This is a genomic window from Streptomyces caatingaensis, from assembly GCF_001187435.1.
Taxonomy (GTDB): Bacteria; Actinomycetota; Actinomycetes; order Streptomycetales; family Streptomycetaceae; genus Streptomyces; species Streptomyces caatingaensis.
In genome coordinates, this window is the sequence record NZ_LFXA01000011.1 from 287360 (window position 1) to 305758 (window position 18399).

The following is an 18399-nucleotide window of genomic DNA, read 5'->3' on the forward strand; positions in this document are numbered from 1 at the left end:
AGAACGGACAGCGAGTCGACGTGCACGGATGGAGAGGGGAAAGCGGGCAGCCGGTGGCGCCTTACCCACGTTTACGCCGCTGAGGCAGAATTGGAGGCAGCCGTTCGTACGGGACGGCAGTGTCGTGAACCCAAGGATCCATGCCTCCCACGCTCGCCTCGCTCGCCCACCACTCCGCGCTCAAGCTGACCGTGCTCGCGGGCGGGGACCGGCTGGACACCCCCGTCCGCTGGGCCCACGTCAGCGAACTCGCGGACCCCGTGCCGTGGATGGAGGGCGGCGAACTGCTGCTGACCACCGCGATGAAGATCGACGCGGCGGATCCGGGCACGGTGCGGCCGTACGTCCGGCGGCTGGTGCGGGCCGGGGTGGTCGGCCTCGGCTTCGCGGTGGGCGTCAACTACGAGCGGACGCCGGCCGCGCTCGTCGACGCCGCGGCGGAAGCGGGTCTTCCGCTGCTGGAGGTGCCCCGCCGCACCCCCTTCCTCGCCATCAGCAAGGCCGTCTCCGCGGCCATGGCCGCCGAGCAGTACCGGGCCGTCACCGCGGGCTTCGAGGCCCAGCGCGAACTGACCCGGGCCGCCCTCGGGGCGGACGGGCCCGCCGGGGTGCTCGCCCGCCTCGCCGCGTACCTCGACGGGTGGGCCGCGCTGTACGACGCCTCGGGGGCGGTCGTGGCCGCCGCCCCCGAGTGGGCCACCCGCCGCGCCTCCCGCCTCGGTGCCCAGGTCGAGCGGCTGCGCGAGCGCTCCGCCCCCGCGAGCGCCGTCGTCGCCCCCGAGGAGGGCGAGGACCGCGTCGAGCTCCAGTCCCTGGGCACCGGCCGGCGCGCCCGCGGCGTCCTCGCCGTCGGCACCGGCGCGCCGCTGGGCACCTCCGAGCGCTACGCCGTCAACTCCGCGGTCGCCCTGCTGACCCTCGCCACCGAGCGCTCCCGCGCGCTGCACCGGGCCGAGCAGCGGCTGGGCGCGGCGGTCCTGCGGATGCTGCTCTCCGGCCAGGCGGAGCACGCGCGGGACGTCGCCGGCGAGCTCTACGGGGCGCTGCTCGACGCGCCGTTCCGCGTGCTGGTGGCCGAGGAGGCCCCCGTGCCGGCGGACGCGGAGGCGCCCCCGCGCGATCCGCTGGGCGGGCTGGCGGACGCGGCGGAGACGGCGGCGAGCCGGGCGGGAGAGGCGGTGCTGGCCGTCCCGGAAGGGGCGCGCCTCGTCGTGCTCGCCCCGGACGGGGGCGCGGCGGTGGCCGCCTGCGCCGAGTTCGCCGAGGCGGGCGGGGTCGTGCTCGGGCTGTCCGCCCCGGCCGCGCCGTCCGCCGCCGGGGCCGCCCTCCGGCAGGCCGAGCAGGCGCTCGCCGTCGCGCGGCGGCGCGGGCGCGTGCTCGTCGAGCACGAGGACGTCGCGGCCGGGTCCGTCCTGCCGCTCCTCGCGGACGACGCGGTGCGGGCGTTCGCGGACGGCCTGCTGCGGGCTCTCCGCGCCCACGACGCCACCGGGCGCGGCGACCTGGTCGCCTCGCTGCGGGCGTGGCTCTCGCGCCACGGCCAGTGGGACGCGGCGGCGGCCGACCTGGGCGTGCACCGGCACACCCTGCGCTACCGGATGCGGCGGGTGGAGGAGATTCTGGGGCGGTCGCTCGACGATCCGGATGTGCGGATGGAGTTGTGGCTGGCGTTGAAGGCGACGTCGGCGGGGTCCGCGGGGGAGTGAGCCCCCGCCCCTCCCACGCGCCGATCCGGCGCGCCCCCGCCCCCCACCGCTCCACTGCGGACAAACGCCGCGCGCCCTTCCGCCCCCTACGGTGAGGGGGCCACGCATCCACCCCGCACTGGAAGAAGGGCGGCCCATGACCTCCTCAACCGCTCCGCACGCCTTCTGGCTGGCCGGCCGCCAGGCCACCGGCGAGGAGACCTTCGACGTCCACAACTCCTGGGACGGCCGCCTCGTCGGCACGGTCGCCGTGCCGACCGAGGCGCAGGTCGAGGAGGCCGTCGCCGCCGCGTACGCCGTGCGCGAGGAGTTCGCCGCGACCCCCGCCCACGTCCGCACCGCCGCCCTCGACCACGTCGCGAAGCGCCTGACGGAGCGCACCGAGGAGATCGCCCGGCTCATCTCCGCCGAGAACGGCAAGCCGATCAAGTGGGCCCGCGGCGAGGTCGGCCGCGCGGTCTCCGTGTTCCGCTGGGCCGCCGAGGAGGCCCGCCGGTTCAACGCCGGTGACGCCCAGCGCCTGGACACCGACCCCGGCTCCACCGGCCGCCTCGCCCTCACCCGCCGCTTCCCGCGCGGCGTCGTCCTGGGCATCGCGCCCTTCAACTTCCCGCTCAACCTGGCCGCGCACAAGGTCGCGCCCGCCGTCGCCGTCGGCGCCCCGATCATCCTCAAGCCGGCCCCGGCCACCCCGCTCTCGTCCCTCGTCCTCGGCGAGCTGCTGGCCGAGACCGAGCTGCCCGCCGGTTCGTGGAGCGTGCTGACCGTCCCCAACGACCGCATGCCCGGGCTCGTTCAGGACGAGCGGCTGCCGGTCATCTCCTTCACCGGCTCCGGCCCCGTCGGCTGGTCGATCCTCGACTCCGCCCCGCGCAAGCACGTCACCCTGGAGCTCGGCGGCAACGGCGCGGCCGTCGTCCTCGCCGACTGGTCCTCCGAGGCGGACCTCGACTGGGCCGCCCGGCGCATCGCGACGTTCTCCAACTACCAGGGCGGCCAGTCCTGCATCTCCGTGCAGCGCGTCATCGCCGACGCGTCGCTCTACGAGCGCCTGGTGCCCAAGGTCGTCGCGGCCGTCGAGGCCCAGGTGACCGGCGACCCGTCCGACGCCGCCACCGACGTCGGCCCGCTGGTCAGCGAGGACGCCGCCAAGCGCGTCGAGTCCTGGGTGGACGAGGCCGTCGCCGCCGGCGCCACGCTGCTCACCGGCGGCAAGCGCGACGGCGCGACCTACGCCCCGACCGTCCTGGCCGACGTCCCCGCCGGCACCACCCTCGCCCGCGAGGAGGTCTTCGGCCCGGTCCTCACCCTGTCGAAGGCCGACGGCGAGGAGGCCGCCTTCGCCGCCGTCAACGACTCGCCGTACGGGCTCCAGGCGGGCGTGTTCACCCACGACCTCCAGACCGCCTTCCGCGCCCACCGCGCGCTGGAGACCGGCGGCGTCGTCATCGGCGACGTCCCGTCGTACCGCGCCGACCAGATGCCGTACGGCGGCGCCAAGCAGTCCGGCGTCGGCCGCGAGGGCGTCCGCTACGCCATGGACGACTACACCTACGAGCGCGTGCTCGTCCTCACGGGCCTGGCGCTGTGACGCGCGGCAGTGCGCTCCGGTGCCCCCGGAGCGCACTGCCTCCCCCATGCCGTCGGCACGTCCCTCCCCTGTGTCCCCCCGTGGACCGTTCCGGGGTGCCGACACCGACCGACGAGCGGGTCCGGGCGGCCGGCGTCCGCGTGGACCTGGAGGTCACGGGGGAGCGGCGGCCCCTCCCGGCGGGCCCCGACCTGTGCGCGTACCGCGTCGTCCAGGAGGCGCTGACGAACGTCATCAAGCACTCCGGCACCGCCCGTGCCACCGTCCGCGTCGAATACCGGCCGTACGAGCTGGAGTTGAGCGTCACCGACGACGGCCGGACCGCGGCCGCACGGCGGGGAAACGATCCGGTCAACCCGCCGGCCCCCGGCGGACACGGATTGCCGGGCATGCGCGAGCGCGCCAGGATCTACGGGGAAAGGTCGTGGCCGGCCCGCGCGCCGACGGCGGCTTCGAGGTCCGGCTGACCCTCCCCCTCCAGTGAACCGGTGAACCGGCGCGGACGGCGCGGAACGGGGCGGACCATGACCGGCGGGCACGACGGCGCGGAGGACGACGGCACGGAGGAGCGCGGTACGGCGGGGGACGGCGCGGCGGGAAGCGGGGCGGCGGCGAACGGCACCCGCGGGACGCGCGCGATACGCGTCCTCGTCGTCGACGACCAGGTCCTCATCCGCGCCGGCGTGGCCGCCCTGCTGCGCGCCGCCCCCGGGATGACCGTCGTGGCCGAGGCCGCGGACGGACGGGAGGCCGTCGACCTCGCCGTCGCCCACCGCCCGGACGTCGTCCTCATGGACATCCGCATGCCCGGCCTCAGCGGCGTCACCGCCACCGAGCGCATCCTCGCCGCCGGACTCGACCCGGCACCCCGGGTCCTCGTCCTCACCACCTTCGACCTCGACGAGTACGTCTACGCCGCGCTGCGCGCCGGAGCCGCCGGCTTCCTGCTCAAGGACGCCGGGCCGCAGCGGCTGCCGGCCGCCGTCACGGCCGTGGCCGGCGGCGACACGCTCTTCTCGCCCAGCGTCACCCGCCGCCTGGTCGAGGCGTTCACCACCCGCGCCGGACGGCCGGCCGGGCCCGCGCCCGCCCGGGACGGCGCCCTCGACGCGCTCACCGGCCGCGAGCGGGAGGTGCTGCTCCACACCGGGCGCGGCCTGTCGAACGTCGAGATCGCCGGCGAACTCCTCATCAGCGAGGCCACCGTCAAGACCCATCTCAACCGCGCCATGGCCAAGCTCGGCCTGTGCAGCCGCGCCCAGGCCGTGGTCGTCGCCTACGAGAGCGGACTCGTCACCCCGGGCGCGGGGCGCTGAGCCGCACCCGCGCCGCGCCCCCTGCCGCGCACCGGGCGCCGGGGGCCGGAACCTTGCGCGGGGTCTGGTAGACACCCCCACGCATCGGGTACATACGGACGAGTAGCACCGGTCGGTAGACCGGGACAACCGCCACGACTCGAGCGGCGAGGTGCCACATGTCCGCACCATCCGTACGGCCGGTCTCCGAGCGAGAAGCCCGCCAGGTCGCCGAGGCGGCCCGCGAGCAGGGCTGGAAGAAGCCCAGCTTCGCCAAGGAGCTCTTCCTCGGCCGGTTCCGGCTCGACCTCATCCACCCGTACCCGACGCCCGCGCCCGACGACGTGCGGCGCGGCGAGGAGTTCCTCGCCCGGCTCCGCGACTTCTGCGAGACCCGGATCGACAGCGCCCGCATCGAGCGGGAGGCCCGCATCCCCGACGAGACCGTGCGCGGGCTCAAGGAGCTCGGCGCCCTCGGCATGAAGATCGACGTCAAGTACGGCGGCCTCGGCCTCACCCAGGTCTACTACAACAAGGCCCTGACCCTGGTGGGCTCCGTCAGCCCCGTCGTCGGCGCGCTGCTCTCCGCCCACCAGTCCATCGGCGTCCCCCAGCCGGTCAAGCTCTTCGGCACCGAGGAGCAGAAGGACCTCTTCCTGCCGCGCTGCGCCCGCACCGACATCTCGGCCTTCCTCCTCACCGAGCCGGACGTCGGCTCCGACCCGGCGCGGCTGGCCACCTCGGCCGTGCCCGACGGCGACGACTACGTCCTCGACGGCGTCAAGCTCTGGACGACCAACGGCGTCGTCGCCGACCTCCTCGTCGTCATGGCCCGCGTGCCGAGGAGCGAGGGGCACAAGGGCGGCATCACGGCCTTCGTCGTCGAGGCCACCGCCGAGGGCGTCACCGTCGAGAACCGCAACGCGTTCATGGGCCTGCGCGGCATCGAGAACGGCGTCACCCGCTTCCACCAGGTCCGGGTGCCCGCCTCCCACCGCATCGGCCCCGAGGGCGCCGGCCTGAAGATCGCGCTGACCACCCTGAACACCGGACGGCTGTCCATCCCCGCGATGTGCGTCGCCGCCGGGAAGTGGTGTCTGAAGATCTCCCGCGAGTGGTCCGCGGCCCGGGAGCAGTGGGGCAAGTCCATCGCCGAGCACGAGGCCGTCGGCTCGAAGATCTCCTTCATCGCCGCCACGACCTTCGCGCTGGAGGCCATCCTCGACCTCTCCAGCCAGATGGCCGACGAGGACCGCAACGACATCCGCATCGAGGCGGCCCTCGCCAAGCTCTACGGCAGCGAGATGGCCTGGCTGATGACCGACGAACTCGTCCAGATCCGCGGCGGGCGCGGCTACGAGAGCGCGGCCTCGCTGGCCGCCCGCGGCGAACGGGCCGTCCCCGCCGAGCAGATGCTGCGCGACGCGCGCATCAACCGGATCTTCGAGGGCTCGACCGAGATCATGCACCTGCTCATCGCGCGGGAGGCGGTGGACGCCCACCTGTCCGTCGCCGGCGACCTCATCGACCCCGACAAGTCCCTCGGCGACAAGGCCAGGGCGGGCGCCCGGGCCGGCGGCTTCTACGCCCGCTGGCTGCCGAAGCTGGTCGCCGGCCCCGGCCAACTGCCCACCAGCTACACCGAGTTCCACCCGACCGGGTGCCGCGACCTCTCCGGGCACCTGCGCTACGTCGAACGCTCCTCGCGCCGGCTCGCGCGCTCCACGTTCTACGCCATGTCGCGGTGGCAGGGCCGGCTGGAGACGAAGCAGGGCTTCCTGGGGCGCGTGGTGGACATCGGGGCCGAGCTCTTCGCCATGAGCGCGGCCTGTGTACGCGCCGAGCGGCTGCGCTCGCAGGGCGCGCACGGGGCGGAGGCGTACGAGCTCGCGGACGCGTTCTGCCGGCAGGCGCGGGTGCGGGCTGACGAGTTGTTCGCGCGCCTGTGGACGAACACGGACGGGGTCGACCGCAAGGTGGTGGGGCGGGTGATGTCCGGGTCGTACGAGTGGCTGGAGGCGGGCATCCTCGACCCGAGCGGGGACGGACCGTGGATCGCGGACGCGACGCCGGGCCCGTCGAAGGCGGACAACGTCCACCGGCCGATCGGCTGAGACGGAGGGCGGGTGCGGCTCGCCCCGCGGGCGGCTGTGCCCCTCCCCGCCCTTTCTCCCCCAGAGGGGGCACCCCCGGTTTCCCGCGCGCTGCCGCGCGGGTGTCCTCAAGCGCCGGACGGGCTGAATCAGCCCGTCCGGCGCTTGAGGACACCCGCGCCGGGGCGAGAATCCCGGGCGCCCGCCCGGCGCCGCCGGCCGTGCGGCAACAATAGGGGGATGACCGACTCCCTCGCTGACCCCCATCTGCGCTACGCCGCCCCCCTCCCCCCGGGCACCCCGCGCGAGATCGTCATCCTCGGCTCCACCGGCTCGATCGGCACCCAGGCCATCGATCTCGTCCTGCGGAACCCGGACCGCTTCACGGTGACGGCCCTGTCCGCCGCCGGCGGCCGCGTGGAGCTGCTCGCGGAGCAGGCGCACCGGCTGCGGGTGGCCAGGGTCGGCATCGCGCGGCGGGAGAAGGCCGGGGCCCTGCGCGACGCGCTGCGGCAGCGGTACGGGAGCGAGCCGCTCCCCGAGATCCTCGCCGGGCCGGACGCGGCGACGGAGCTGGCGGCCGGCCCGTGCCACACCGTCCTCAACGGCATCACGGGCTCGATCGGCCTCGCCCCGACCCTCGCCGCCCTGGAGGCGGGCCGGTCGCTGGCGCTGGCCAACAAGGAGTCGCTGATCGTCGGCGGCCCGCTGGTGAAGGCCGTCGCCAAGCCGGGGCAGATCGTCCCGGTCGACTCCGAGCACGCCGCGCTGTTCCAGGCGCTGCTGGGCGGTGCCCGGTCCGAGGTCCGCAAGCTGGTGGTGACCGCGTCCGGCGGCCCGTTCCGCGGCCGGACGAAGGCCGAGCTGGCGGCGGTGACCCCGGCGGACGCCCTGGCGCACCCGACCTGGTCCATGGGCCCGGTGATCACCGTCAACTCGGCGACGCTGGTCAACAAGGGCCTGGAGGTCATCGAGGCGCACCTGCTCTACGACATCCCCTTCGACCGGATCGAGGTCGTCGTCCACCCGCAGTCCTATGTGCACTCGATGGTGGAGTTCACGGACGGCTCCACGCTGGCCCAGGCGACGCCGCCGGACATGCGCGGCCCGATCGCGATCGGCCTCGGCTGGCCGGAGCGGGTGCCGGACGCGGCCCCGGCGTTCGACTGGTCGAAGGCGTCCACCTGGGAGTTCTTCCCGCTGGACGAGGAGGCGTTCCCCTCGGTCGCCCTGGCCCGGCACGTCGGCACCCTCGGCGGCACGGCACCGGCGGTCTTCAACGCCGCCAACGAGGAGTGCGTGGACGCGTTCCTCGCCGGCAAGCTGCCGTTCAATGGGATCGTGGACACGGTCGCCGAGGTCGTCGCCGAGCACGGGAGCCCCGCCGCGGGAACCTCCCTGACGCTCCCGGACGTCCTGGAGGCGGAGACCTGGGCCCGCACCCGCGCCCGCGAACTGGCGGCCCGCACGGCCGGAACGACCTCGGAGGCCCGCGCATGACGACACTGATGACGGTCCTCGGGATAGTCGTCTTCGTGGTGGGCCTGCTCTTCTCCATCGCCTGGCACGAGCTGGGCCACCTCTCCACCGCCAAGCTGTTCGGCATCCGGGTCCCGCAGTACATGGTCGGCTTCGGGCCGACGCTGTTCTCGCGGAAGAAGGGCGACACCGAGTACGGCATCAAGGCCGTCCCGCTCGGCGGCTACATCCGCATGATCGGCATGTTCCCGCCCGGCGAGGACGGGAAGATCGCGGCGCGCTCCACCTCCCCCTGGCGCGGCATGATCGAGGACGCCCGGTCGGCGGCGTTCGAGGAGCTGCAGCCCGGCGACGAGTCGCGGCTGTTCTACACGCGCAAGCCCTGGAAGCGCGTGATCGTGATGTTCGCCGGGCCGTTCATGAACCTGGTGCTGGCCGTGGCGCTGTTCTTCGGCATCCTGATGACCTTCGGCATCAGCACCGAGACCACCCAGGTCAGCTCCGTCCAGGACTGCGTGGTCAAGGCGTCGTCCCCCACGGACACCTGCCCCAAGGACGCCCCGAAGTCGCCGGCCAACGCGGCGGGCCTCAAGCCCAAGGACAAGATCGTCGCCTTCAACGGCGAGCCCACGCCGGACTGGAAGGCGATCCAGCGGGACATCCGCAGGACCACCGGCCCGGCGACGATCACCGTCGAGCGCGACGGCAGGCGCATCGACCTGCACGCGAACCTGATCGAGAACCAGGTCCAGAAGTACGACGGCAAGGGCAACCCGGTCCGCGGCGAGTACGTCACGGCCGGCTTCCTGGGCTTCGCGCCCGCCCGCGGCGTCGTCCCGCAGTCCTTCGGGCAGTCCGTGGACCGCATGGGGGACATGGTCCAGTCCGGCGTGGAGTCGCTGGTCAGCCTGCCGGCCAAGATCCCCGACCTGTGGAACGCGGCCTTCGACGGCGGCGAGCGCAAGGCCGACTCCCCGATGGGCGTCGTCGGCGCCGCCCGGGTCGGCGGAGAGGTGTTCAACCTCGACATCCCGCCGTCCCAGCAGGTCGCGACGATGCTGCTGCTGCTGGCGGGCTTCAACCTGTCGCTGTTCCTCTTCAACATGCTGCCGCTGCTGCCGCTGGACGGCGGGCACATCGCGGGGGCGCTGTGGGAGTCGCTGCGGCGGGGCGTCGCCAAGGTCTTCCGCCGGCCCGACCCGGGCCCCTTCGACGTGGCCAAGCTGATGCCGGTCGCCTATGTCGTGGCGGGCGTCTTCATCTGCTTCACGCTGCTGGTGCTCGTCGCCGACGTGGTCAACCCCGTGCGTCTGACCTGACCGGCGGGCCGGGACGCGGGCGGGGGCGGCCGGACACGTTCCGTGTCCGGCCGCCTCACGTTCGTGTGGTGTTCGAGGCGTGATGTGCTCAGGGGGGATCGCTTGCCGTAACCTCGGATGCTCGGGGCCCGCCGATCTCGGGACCATGATTCAGACCTTGGGGTTGCTCGCCAGATGACTGCGATTTCGCTGGGAATGCCGTCCGTTCCGACCAAGCTCGCCGACCGCAGGGTCAGCCGCAAGATCCAGGTCGGTTCCGTGGCCGTCGGAGGCGACGCCCCCGTGTCCGTGCAGTCCATGACGACGACGCGGACGTCGGACATCGGCGCGACGCTGCAGCAGATCGCGGAGCTGACGGCGTCGGGCTGCCAGATCGTGCGGGTGGCGTGTCCGACGCAGGACGACGCGGACGCGCTGAAGGTGATCGCGGCGAAGTCGCAGATCCCGGTGATCGCGGACATCCACTTCCAGCCGAAGTACGTGTTCGCGGCGATCGACGCGGGCTGCGCGGCGGTCCGGGTGAACCCGGGGAACATCAAGCAGTTCGACGACAAGGTCAAGGAGATCGCGAAGGCGGCCTCCGAGGCCGGCACCCCGATCCGCATCGGCGTGAACGCCGGCTCCCTCGACAAGCGCCTGCTCCAGAAGTACGGCAAGGCCACCCCGGAGGCCCTCGTCGAGTCCGCGCTGTGGGAGGCGTCGCTCTTCGAGGAGCACGGCTTCCGCGACATCAAGATCTCGGTCAAGCACAACGACCCGGTCGTGATGGTCAACGCCTACCGCCAGCTCGCCGCCCGGTGCGACTACCCGCTGCACCTGGGCGTCACCGAGGCCGGACCCGCCTTCCAGGGCACCATCAAGTCCGCCGTCGCCTTCGGCGCCCTGCTCTCCGAGGGCATCGGCGACACCATCCGCGTCTCCCTCTCCGCCCCGCCGGCGGAGGAGGTCAAGGTCGGCATCCAGATCCTGGAGTCGCTCAACCTCCGCCAGCGCCGCCTGGAGATCGTCTCCTGCCCGTCCTGCGGCCGCGCCCAGGTGGACGTCTACAAGCTGGCCGACGAGGTCACCGCCGGGCTGGAGGGCATGGAGGTGCCGCTGCGCGTGGCCGTCATGGGCTGCGTCGTCAACGGCCCGGGCGAGGCGCGCGAGGCGGACCTCGGCGTGGCCTCGGGCAACGGCAAGGGGCAGATCTTCGTGAAGGGCGAGGTCATCAAGACCGTCCCCGAATCGAAGATCGTCGAGACCCTCATCGAGGAAGCCCGCAAGATCGCCGCGCAGATGGAGAAGGACGGCGTCCCCTCCGGCACGCCGACCGTCGTCGCCACCGGCGACAAGTAACGGAACGGGCCCGGGCCAGGGGCGGGCCCCACGCGGCAATCACGCCACCCCCGGCGGGGACAGCGTCATGTCCCCGCCACGGAGGGGCCCGCCGCGGGAGCGGAGAGGTACTGTGTCTGCCCCGGGGGACCACCGCCCCCCGCCAGAACCCCCATTCCCCGGCCTCCGGCCGCGACGGTGAGGCAACTCCACACGTGCTGACGACGACCACCACCAAGGTCCTCGAGCCCGGCGAACTCGACGCCGCCCTCGCCGTCCTCGACCGCGAGCCGGTGGCCAACGCCTTCGTCGCCGCCCGCGTCCAGGTCGCCGGGCTCGACCCCTGGCGGCTCGGCGGCGAGATGTGGGGCTGGTACGCGGACGGCCGCCTCGAATCGCTCTGCTACGCCGGCGCCAACCTCGTCCCCATCTGCGCCGGCCCCGATGCCGTCCGCGCCTTCGCCGACCGCGCCCGCCGTGCCGGACGCCGCTGCTCCTCCATCGTCGGCCCCGCCGGCCCCACCGCCGACCTCTGGTCGCTCCTGGAACCGCACTGGGGCCCGGCCCGCGAGGTCCGCTCCCACCAGCCGCTGATGGTCACCCGGACCCTCCCGGCGGACGTCGAGCCCGACCCGTATGTCCGCCGCGTCCGCAAGGACGAGATGGAAACGATTCTTCCGGCCTGCGTCGCCATGTTCACCGAAGAGGTCGGCATCTCCCCGCTCGCCGGCGACGGCGGCCTCCTGTACCAGGCGCGCGTCGCCGAACTCGTCGGCTCCGGCCGCTCGTTCGCCCGCATCGAGGACGGCCGCGTCGTCTTCAAGGCCGAGATCGGCGCCGCCACCGACCGCGCCTGCCAGATCCAGGGCGTCTGGGTCGCCCCCGAGCACCGCGGCCGCGGTCTCTCCGTCACCGGCATGGCCGCCGTCCTGCGCTACGCCCTGCGCGACGTCGCCCCCGTCGCCAGCCTCTACGTCAACGACTACAACACCGCGGCCCGGGCGGCGTACCGGCGGGTGGGCTTCGTGGAGGACGGCGCGTTCATGAGCGTGCTGTTCTGACCCGGGTCCGCCGGAGCCTGCCGGCCGGGTAGCCTCCGGTCATGGATGACATCGTGGTCGGGCCGCTCGACCTCGCCGCGCGCGTGGACGACGCGCTGGCCGTACAGGCACTGGCCTTCGGCCTCAGCGCCGAGGAGGTCGGCGTCCGGCGCCACATCGTGCTCCGCCACCTCACCAGCCCCGGCGCCCGGGCCCTCGGGGCGACGACGGACAGCGGACGGCTCGTCGGCTTCGTCTACGGCATGCCCAACGACCGCCGCCACTGGTGGTCCACCGTCGTCGAGCCGTACCTGAGGGCGACCGGGCACGAGGACTGGCTCGACGACGCCTTCGTGATCACCGAACTCCACGTCCACCCCGCCTTCCAGAACCGCCGCATCGGCCGCTCCCTCATCACCGCCCTCACCGCCGGAGCCGCCGAACCCCGCTCCATCCTCTCCGCGATCGACGCGGAGAGCCCGGCCCGCGCGCTGTACCGGAAGCTGGGGTACCGGGACCTGGCGCGGCAGGTGGTCTTCCCGAGCGCGGCCAGCCCGTACGTGGTGATGGGGGCGGAGCTGCCGTTGTCGGGCTGAAATGGGATGAGGAGCGGCCGGGGCCGCCGCTAACCTCCGCGCATGACCCGTGTCCAGCGCCTGTCCACCCTCCTCCTCAAGACCCTCCGCGACGACCCGGCCGACGCCGAGACCGCCAGCCACCGGCTGCTGGTCCGCGCCGGCTACGTCCGCCGGACCGCCGCCGGCGTCTGGACGTGGCTGCCCCTGGGCAAGCGCTTGCTGGACAACGTCGCGCGGGTGGTGCGCGAGGAGATGGACGCCATCGGCGGGCAGGAGGTCCTGCTGCCCGCGCTGCTGCCCAGGGAGCCCTACGAGGCCAGCGGGCGCTGGAAGGACTACGGCGACCTCCTCTTCCGCCTCCGGGACCGCAAGGGCGCCGAGTACCTGCTCGGTCCCACGCACGAGGAGATCTTCACCCTCACCGTCAAGGACCAGTGCACCTCGTACAAGGACCTGCCGGTCATCCTCTACCAGGTCCAGAACAAGTACCGCGACGAGGCGCGGCCCCGCTCCGGCGTGCTGCGCGGCCGCGAGTTCCTGATGAAGGACGCGTACTCCTTCGACGTCACCGACGAGGGGCTGGCCGAGTCGTACCGCCTCCACCGGGAGGCGTACGTACGGATCTTCGAGCGGCTCGGCCTGGACCACCGGATCGTCTCGGCCGTCTCGGGCGCGATGGGCGGCTCGGCCTCCGAGGAGTTCCTCGCCCCGGCGGCGGCCGGGGAGGACACCTTCGCGGACTGCCCGCGGTGCGCGTACGCGGCCAACACGGAGGCGGTGACCGCGGCCGTCGAGCCGCCCGCGCAGGCCGTCCACCCGGCGCCGTGCGAACTGGACACCCCCGCGACGCCCACCATCGAGACGCTCGCCGCGCACCTGGACGTGCCCGCCTCGGCCATCCTCAAGAACGTCCTCGTCAGGATCGACGGCGAGATCGCGGCCGTCGGCGTCCCCGGCGACCGCGAGGTGGACCTCGGCCGGCTCGCCGCGCACCTCGCCCCCGCGGAGGTGGAGCTGGTGACCGCGGACGACTTCGCCGGCCGCCCGGAGCTGGTACGCGGCTACGTCGGCCCGCAGGGGCTGGACGTGCCCTACTACGCCGACCCGCGGGTGGCCCCGGGCACCGCCTGGATCACCGGTGCCAACAAGCCGGACACGCACGTGCGGGACGTCGTCTGCGGGCGCGACTTCACGGTCGACCGGTACGTGGACGTGGTCGTCGTCGAGCCCGGCGATCCCTGCCCGGCCTGTGGTGCCGGGCTGGAGCTCGGCCGGGCCATCGAGGTCGGCCACATCTTCCGGCTGGGCCGCAAGTACGCGGACGCGTTCGGGCTGGACGTCCTCGGGCCGGAGGGCAGGCCGGTGCGCGTCACCATGGGCTCCTACGGCATCGGCGTCTCGCGCGCCGTCGCCGCGCTCGCCGAGCAGACGCACGACGAGCGCGGGCTGTGCTGGCCGCGCGAGGTCGCTCCGGCGGATGTCCATGTCGTCGCGGCGGGGAAGGGTGGGGAGGTTCTCGAACTCGCCCTGGACGTGGCGGCGTTGCTCGCGGATGCGGGGGTTCGGGTGCTGGTCGACGACCGGGGTGGGGTTTCGGCCGGGGTGAAGTTCGCGGATGCGGAGCTCATGGGGGTGCCGACGTTGTTGATCGTCGGGCGCGGGGCGGCCCGGGGGCGCGTCGAGCTGCGGGACCGTCGGTCGGGGGCGGGGGAGGAGCTGACGGTGGAGGAGGCGGTGGCGCGCCTTACGGCGGGTTGAGCCCCCGACGCGCCCGATCCAGGACAGCGCGCGCAGCGTGCTGCTGCGGAAACGGGAAGGGGCGGGGCGGGGAGAGCAACCCTCGTGGCGCGCTACAGCAGCGCCGCGAACTCCAGCAGCGGCTCGCTCCGCTCGCGGACGCCCGCCTCCACCGCCCGGAAGAGCGCCCACCCCCGCAGGCGCTCCCGCTCCACCTCCAGCGAATCCGCCAGCTTGGCGATGCGGCGGCGGAGGATGGCGGCCGCGCCCGGGGAGGCGAGGAGGGTGTCCGCGCGGTCGCGGACCAGCCAGGCCAGGTCGTACGCCCGCTCCCCGACGAGGGGGCGGGGCGAGATCGCCAGCCAGGGCGTGCGGTCGCCGGCGAGGACCTTGCCCTGGCGGTAGTCGCCGTGGAGGAGGACCGCCGGTTCGCCGGGGCCGGGGGCGAGGGCGTCGCGCAGCTCCAGCGCCTCGGCCACGAGCGGCCCGGCCGTCTCCGCGGCCCAGGCCGAGGCCCGCAGGCCGTCGGCCTGGGCCGCGGTGCGGTCCGCGACGGACGGCAGGGCGGACGGCGGCGGCGCGACCCAGAGCCGCTGGAGCGTCGCCGACGCCTCCAGCAGCGCCTTCTGCTCCGGCAGGGAGCGCAGGCTCACGTCCCCGTGCAGCCGCTCCAGCAGCAGCGCCCCCGCCTCCGGCTCGGCCCGCAGGACCCGCACGGCGCCCAGGCCGTTCCAGTGCTCCAGCGCGGTGAGTTCGGCCGCGGCCCGGCCGTCGGGGAGGGCGAGCTTGAGCACGGCCGGGGTGCCGTCGGCCTGGTGGACGAGGACGGCCATGCTGGAGCGTCCCCCCGGCGTCTGCACCCGTTCGGGTGTCAACTCCCAGCGGTCCAGGTACTCCTGAGCGGTCATCGGGAGGCGGGCGAGCCACTGCCGCGCGCCCCCCGTCGCTCCTGCCGCGCGCATCAGCCGCGCCGGCGGTCCGAGGCGGTCGTCCGCGTGGCCCATCCCTGTGCTGCCCTTTCGTTCTTGCTGGTCAGGGCCGCGCCGTGGGGGAAGTCCGCTCGGTGAGCCCAGGGAAGGCTACGCCAGCGCCGCGCCAACGGACCGCCCGCACCGCCGCCTCGCGCAGCGCGGCCGCCGCCTCGGTGCGCAGGCCGCCCCGGGCCGCCGGGACGAGGTCGGCGTAGACGGCCGCCACCCGGCTCTCCAGCTCGGCGGCCAGCCGGACGGCCGCGGCCGCGTCCGGCACGGGGAACGGCAGGGCGTACGCGGGGGCGGCCGCCGCCGGGGTGCCGCCCAGGTCGTGGACGGCGCGCCGCATGGCGTCCCGGCGGGCGCGGTGCGCCTCGTACGCCTCGCGGGCCTCCTTGGCGCGGTCCTCGTCGACACGGGCGCCGACGACCCCGTACCCGTACACGGCGGCGTGCTCGGCGGCCAGCGCGGCCTGGGCGGCGGTCAGCGCGGGGGAGCGGTCCGTCACGCCGCCACCCCCAGCAGGTAGGCGTGCGCGGCGCCCGCGGCGGCCACCGAGGCGAGCAGGCGGGCGAGTTCGGGAGGCGCGGAGGCGAGGGCCGCGGCCCGGCCGTCGGCGGTGCGGCGCTCGGCGTCGGCGAGCGCGGCGAGCGCGGACCGCTCGTCCCGGGGGACGGACGGGGCCGGCGCGGGGGCCGCGGACGGGGACGCGGCCGGCGTCGCGGAGCCGAACGCCTCGGCGTGCCGGGCCACTTCCGCCCGCAGCGGACGCAGCCGCCCGGCGAGGCCGGCGTGCGCGGCGAGCGTCGCGTCGTAGGCGGCCAGCAGCGCCGCCGAGTCGTGGGCCGCGCGGGCGCGCAGCCGTTCGCCGGCGCGGGCGCGGTCGTCCGCCGCGCGGTCGTGTCCGCCGGAGCACCCGGTGGCGAGCAGTGCCGCCGCGCCCCCCGCCAGCAGCGTCCGTCTGCGCGGACCGTCGCCGGCCCGCGCCGTCCTCGTGAGCGCCACGTTCCTCTTTCCGCCGTCTCCCCTGGTGACCACGGCATGATCACCGGACGCGAGCGTACCGGCGTGGCGCGGGGCGGCACGGACGAGGCACCGAATCGTCAGTCGGCTGCCGGAACAGATAGGCTTTGACCTGACACGCGACTTTCCCACAACAGCACACGCGGCCGAGGAGTCACCCGGATGAGCACCACCCAGAGCGAGCGGCTGCGCGAGCTGCTCGCCCCTCTCGTCAGCGCACGGGAGCTGGATCTGGAAGAGGTCGAAGTGACACCGGCCGGCAAGCGCCGTGTGCTGCGGGTCGTGGTGGATTCCGACGAGGGCGTCCAGCTGGACGCGTGCGCGGAGCTGAGCCGCGAGATCTCCCAGAAGCTCGACGAGACGGACGTGATGGGCGGTGCCCCCTACGTCCTGGAGGTCACCTCGCCCGGCGCCGACCGCCCTCTGACGCAGCACCGGCACTATGTGCGTGCCACCGGCCGGCTGATCAAGGCGCAGCTCACCGAGGGCGGTGAGCTGGTCGCGCGGATCGTGGCCGTGGACGACGAGGGGCTCGACCTGGAGGTCCCCGGCGTCAAGGGCCGCAGGCCCACAGCGCGCCGCCTGGCGTTCGCGGACATCGCGAAGGCCCGAGTGGAGATCGAGTTCAACCGCCCGGGGGCCGCGACGGCCGCAGCCGGGACCGACGAGAGCCAAGAGGAGGCGTAGCCGTGGACATCGACATGAGTGCCCTGCGGGGTCTGGTGCGAGAGAAGGAGATCTCCTTCGACCTGCTGGTCGAGGCGATCGAGTCGGCCCTCCTCATCGCCTACCACCGCACCGAGGGAAGCCGCCGCCGGGCCCGTGTGGTGCTCGACCGGGAGACCGGTCATGTGACGGTGTGGGCCAAGGAGGACCCGCAGGACCTCGCCGAGGGCGAGGAGCCCAAGGAGTTCGACGACACCCCCTCCGGCTTCGGCCGGATCGCCGCGACCACCGCGAAGCAGGTCATCCTCCAGCGTCTGCGCGACGCCGAGGACGAGATCACTTTCGGTGAGTTCGCCGGCCGCGAGGGCGACGTCGTCGCGGGCGTCGTCCAGCAGGGCAAGGACCCCAAGAACGTCCTGGTGGACATCGGCAAGCTGGAGGCCATCCTGCCGGTGCAGGAGCAGGTGCCCGGCGAGGAGTACACCCACGGCACCCGGCTGCGCACCTATGTCGTGCGGGTGGCCAAGGGTGTCCGCGGCCCGTCCGTGACCCTCTCGCGCACCCACCCGAACCTGGTGAAGAAGCTCTTCGCCCTGGAGGTGCCGGAGATCGCCGACGGCTCGGTGGAGATCGCCGCCATCGCCCGCGAGGCCGGCCACCGCACCAAGATCGCCGTCCGGTCGACCCGTTCCGGGCTGAACGCCAAGGGCGCCTGCATCGGCCCGATGGGCGGCCGCGTCCGCAACGTCATGGCCGAGCTCAACGGCGAGAAGATCGACATCGTCGACTGGTCGGACGACCCCGCCGAGCTCGTGGCGCACGCGCTGTCCCCGGCGCGGGTCAGCAAGGTCGAGATCGTGGACCTCGCCGCCCGCTCGGCCCGGGTGACCGTGCCCGACTACCAGCTCTCCCTCGCCATCGGCAAGGAGGGGCAGAACGCCCGGCTCGCCGCGCGGCTCACCGGCTGGCGGATCGACATCCGGCCGGACACCGAGCAGCAGGACAAGCCGGAGTAATCCGGCGGCGCACGGGAGCGGCCGGGGGCGCACGGGAGCGGAGCCGGAGGGTTCCGCGGTTCCGCGCCCCTGGCCGCTCCCGGCGTGGTCAAGAAGTGGACATCGCCGATCCGTCCCCCCAAGGGGTGCGGTCGGCTCGGGGAGGTAGACTTAATCAGTGTCTGGCCGGACGCATGCCCGCGCATGCCCTGAACGCACCTGTGTGGGGTGCCGGGAGCGAGCGGCCAAGGGCGATCTGCTGCGGATCGTGATGACCGAGGGCGCCTGCGTCCCCGATCCTCGCGGTACGCTGCCCGGCCGGGGTGCCTCCGTGCACCCCACACTGGTCTGTCTCGACCTGGCGGTCCGCCGCCGGGCGTTCCCCCGGGCCTTCCGGGTCCCGGGGCCGCTCGACACCGCGGAGCTGCGGCGATATGTCGAGCGGGCCGAGCAGAACGGGCGGATCGGGCAGATCGGCCGGTGAAGAGTTAGACCCCGCGTCAGCGGGGATGTCCCAGGCACGGGTATCCGTGCTGTCAGGTACCTCGCGAGTCGGAAGTAGGTCGAGATTGCGATGAGCACTCGATGA

General features: G+C 74.1%; 17 protein-coding genes. 14 read left to right on the plus strand and 3 right to left on the minus strand.

The window, feature by feature from the left end; all coding sequences use genetic code 11:
* Window positions 1-140 precede the first annotated feature (140 nt).
* The 11 genes from AC230_RS18780 to AC230_RS18830 all read left to right on the plus strand — a co-directional run bounded on the left by AC230_RS18780 (window position 141) and on the right by AC230_RS18830 (window position 14176).
* Window positions 141-1706, plus strand: coding sequence for a PucR family transcriptional regulator (locus tag AC230_RS18780; RefSeq protein ID WP_049717423.1), 1566 nt, complete (start codon window positions 141-143; stop codon window positions 1704-1706).
* Between the two features lie 136 nt (window positions 1707-1842).
* Window positions 1843-3297 (plus strand): aldehyde dehydrogenase family protein, encoded by a 1455-nt coding sequence (locus AC230_RS18785; protein WP_049717424.1) that lies wholly within the window; start codon window positions 1843-1845, stop codon window positions 3295-3297.
* Between the two features lie 95 nt (window positions 3298-3392).
* Complete coding sequence (locus tag AC230_RS18790) at window positions 3393-3764, plus strand: sensor histidine kinase (RefSeq protein ID WP_049717425.1); 372 nt, start codon at window positions 3393-3395, stop codon at window positions 3762-3764.
* Between the two features lie 57 nt (window positions 3765-3821).
* The gene (locus AC230_RS18795; protein ID WP_241833274.1) at window positions 3822-4613 is read left to right on the plus strand and encodes a response regulator; all 792 of its coding nucleotides are present in this window, start codon (window positions 3822-3824) and stop codon (window positions 4611-4613) included.
* Window positions 4614-4771: 158 nt separating this feature from the next.
* Complete coding sequence (locus AC230_RS18800; RefSeq protein WP_049717426.1) at window positions 4772-6706, plus strand: acyl-CoA dehydrogenase family protein; 1935 nt, start codon at window positions 4772-4774, stop codon at window positions 6704-6706.
* 219 nt (window positions 6707-6925) lie between these two features.
* Entirely contained in the window at window positions 6926-8185 is a 1260-nt protein-coding gene (gene dxr / locus AC230_RS18805) for a 1-deoxy-D-xylulose-5-phosphate reductoisomerase (RefSeq protein WP_049717427.1), read from the plus strand.
* Window positions 8182-9483 carry a M50 family metallopeptidase gene (locus AC230_RS18810; protein WP_049717428.1) on the plus strand — a complete coding sequence of 434 codons (1302 nt, stop codon included), beginning with the start codon at window positions 8182-8184 and terminating at the stop codon, window positions 9481-9483. The genes dxr and AC230_RS18810 overlap by 4 nt, the downstream gene beginning before the upstream one ends.
* Window positions 9484-9657: 174 nt before the next feature.
* Window positions 9658-10821: a flavodoxin-dependent (E)-4-hydroxy-3-methylbut-2-enyl-diphosphate synthase gene (gene ispG, locus AC230_RS18815; RefSeq protein WP_049717429.1), complete on the plus strand. Its 1164-nt coding sequence runs from the start codon at window positions 9658-9660 to the stop codon at window positions 10819-10821.
* Window positions 10822-11015: 194 nt separating this feature from the next.
* The gene (locus tag AC230_RS18820) at window positions 11016-11861 is read left to right on the plus strand and encodes a GNAT family N-acetyltransferase (RefSeq protein WP_049717430.1); all 846 of its coding nucleotides are present in this window, start codon (window positions 11016-11018) and stop codon (window positions 11859-11861) included.
* A gap of 41 nt (window positions 11862-11902) precedes the next feature.
* Window positions 11903-12436 carry a GNAT family N-acetyltransferase gene (locus AC230_RS18825; protein WP_049717431.1) on the plus strand — a complete coding sequence of 178 codons (534 nt, stop codon included), beginning with the start codon at window positions 11903-11905 and terminating at the stop codon, window positions 12434-12436.
* Window positions 12437-12478: 42 nt separating this feature from the next.
* A complete protein-coding gene (locus tag AC230_RS18830; RefSeq protein WP_049717432.1) occupies window positions 12479-14176 on the plus strand; it encodes a proline--tRNA ligase in 1698 nt (565 codons plus the stop codon).
* 92 nt (window positions 14177-14268) lie between these two features.
* Here the strand turns inward: AC230_RS18830 and AC230_RS18835 are convergent, their stop codons facing one another.
* From AC230_RS18835 to AC230_RS18845, 3 genes are read right to left on the minus strand one after another with little or no spacing between them, the layout of a single operon-like run.
* Window positions 14269-15159, minus strand: a complete 891-nt coding sequence (locus tag AC230_RS18835) for an aminoglycoside phosphotransferase family protein (RefSeq protein ID WP_049717433.1) — start codon at window positions 15157-15159, stop codon at window positions 14269-14271.
* Window positions 15160-15187: 28 nt separating this feature from the next.
* A complete protein-coding gene (locus AC230_RS18840; protein WP_049717434.1) occupies window positions 15188-15634 on the minus strand; it encodes a DUF4439 domain-containing protein in 447 nt (148 codons plus the stop codon).
* On the minus strand, window positions 15631-16131 hold the full coding sequence (locus AC230_RS18845) for a hypothetical protein (protein ID WP_049717435.1): 501 nt from the start codon (window positions 16129-16131) through the stop codon (window positions 15631-15633). The genes AC230_RS18840 and AC230_RS18845 overlap by 4 nt, the downstream gene beginning before the upstream one ends.
* A gap of 180 nt (window positions 16132-16311) precedes the next feature.
* Between AC230_RS18845 and rimP the strand changes: the two genes are divergently transcribed.
* From rimP to AC230_RS18860, 3 genes are all read left to right on the plus strand, one after another.
* On the plus strand, window positions 16312-16836 hold the full coding sequence (gene rimP, locus AC230_RS18850) for a ribosome maturation factor RimP (protein ID WP_049717436.1): 525 nt from the start codon (window positions 16312-16314) through the stop codon (window positions 16834-16836).
* A gap of 2 nt (window positions 16837-16838) precedes the next feature.
* Window positions 16839-17831 carry a transcription termination factor NusA gene (gene nusA / locus AC230_RS18855; RefSeq protein WP_049717437.1) on the plus strand — a complete coding sequence of 331 codons (993 nt, stop codon included), beginning with the start codon at window positions 16839-16841 and terminating at the stop codon, window positions 17829-17831.
* A 157-nt stretch (window positions 17832-17988) separates the two neighbouring features.
* Window positions 17989-18294 (plus strand): YlxR family protein, encoded by a 306-nt coding sequence (locus AC230_RS18860; RefSeq protein ID WP_078871367.1) that lies wholly within the window; start codon window positions 17989-17991, stop codon window positions 18292-18294.
* Window positions 18295-18399 lie beyond the last annotated feature (105 nt).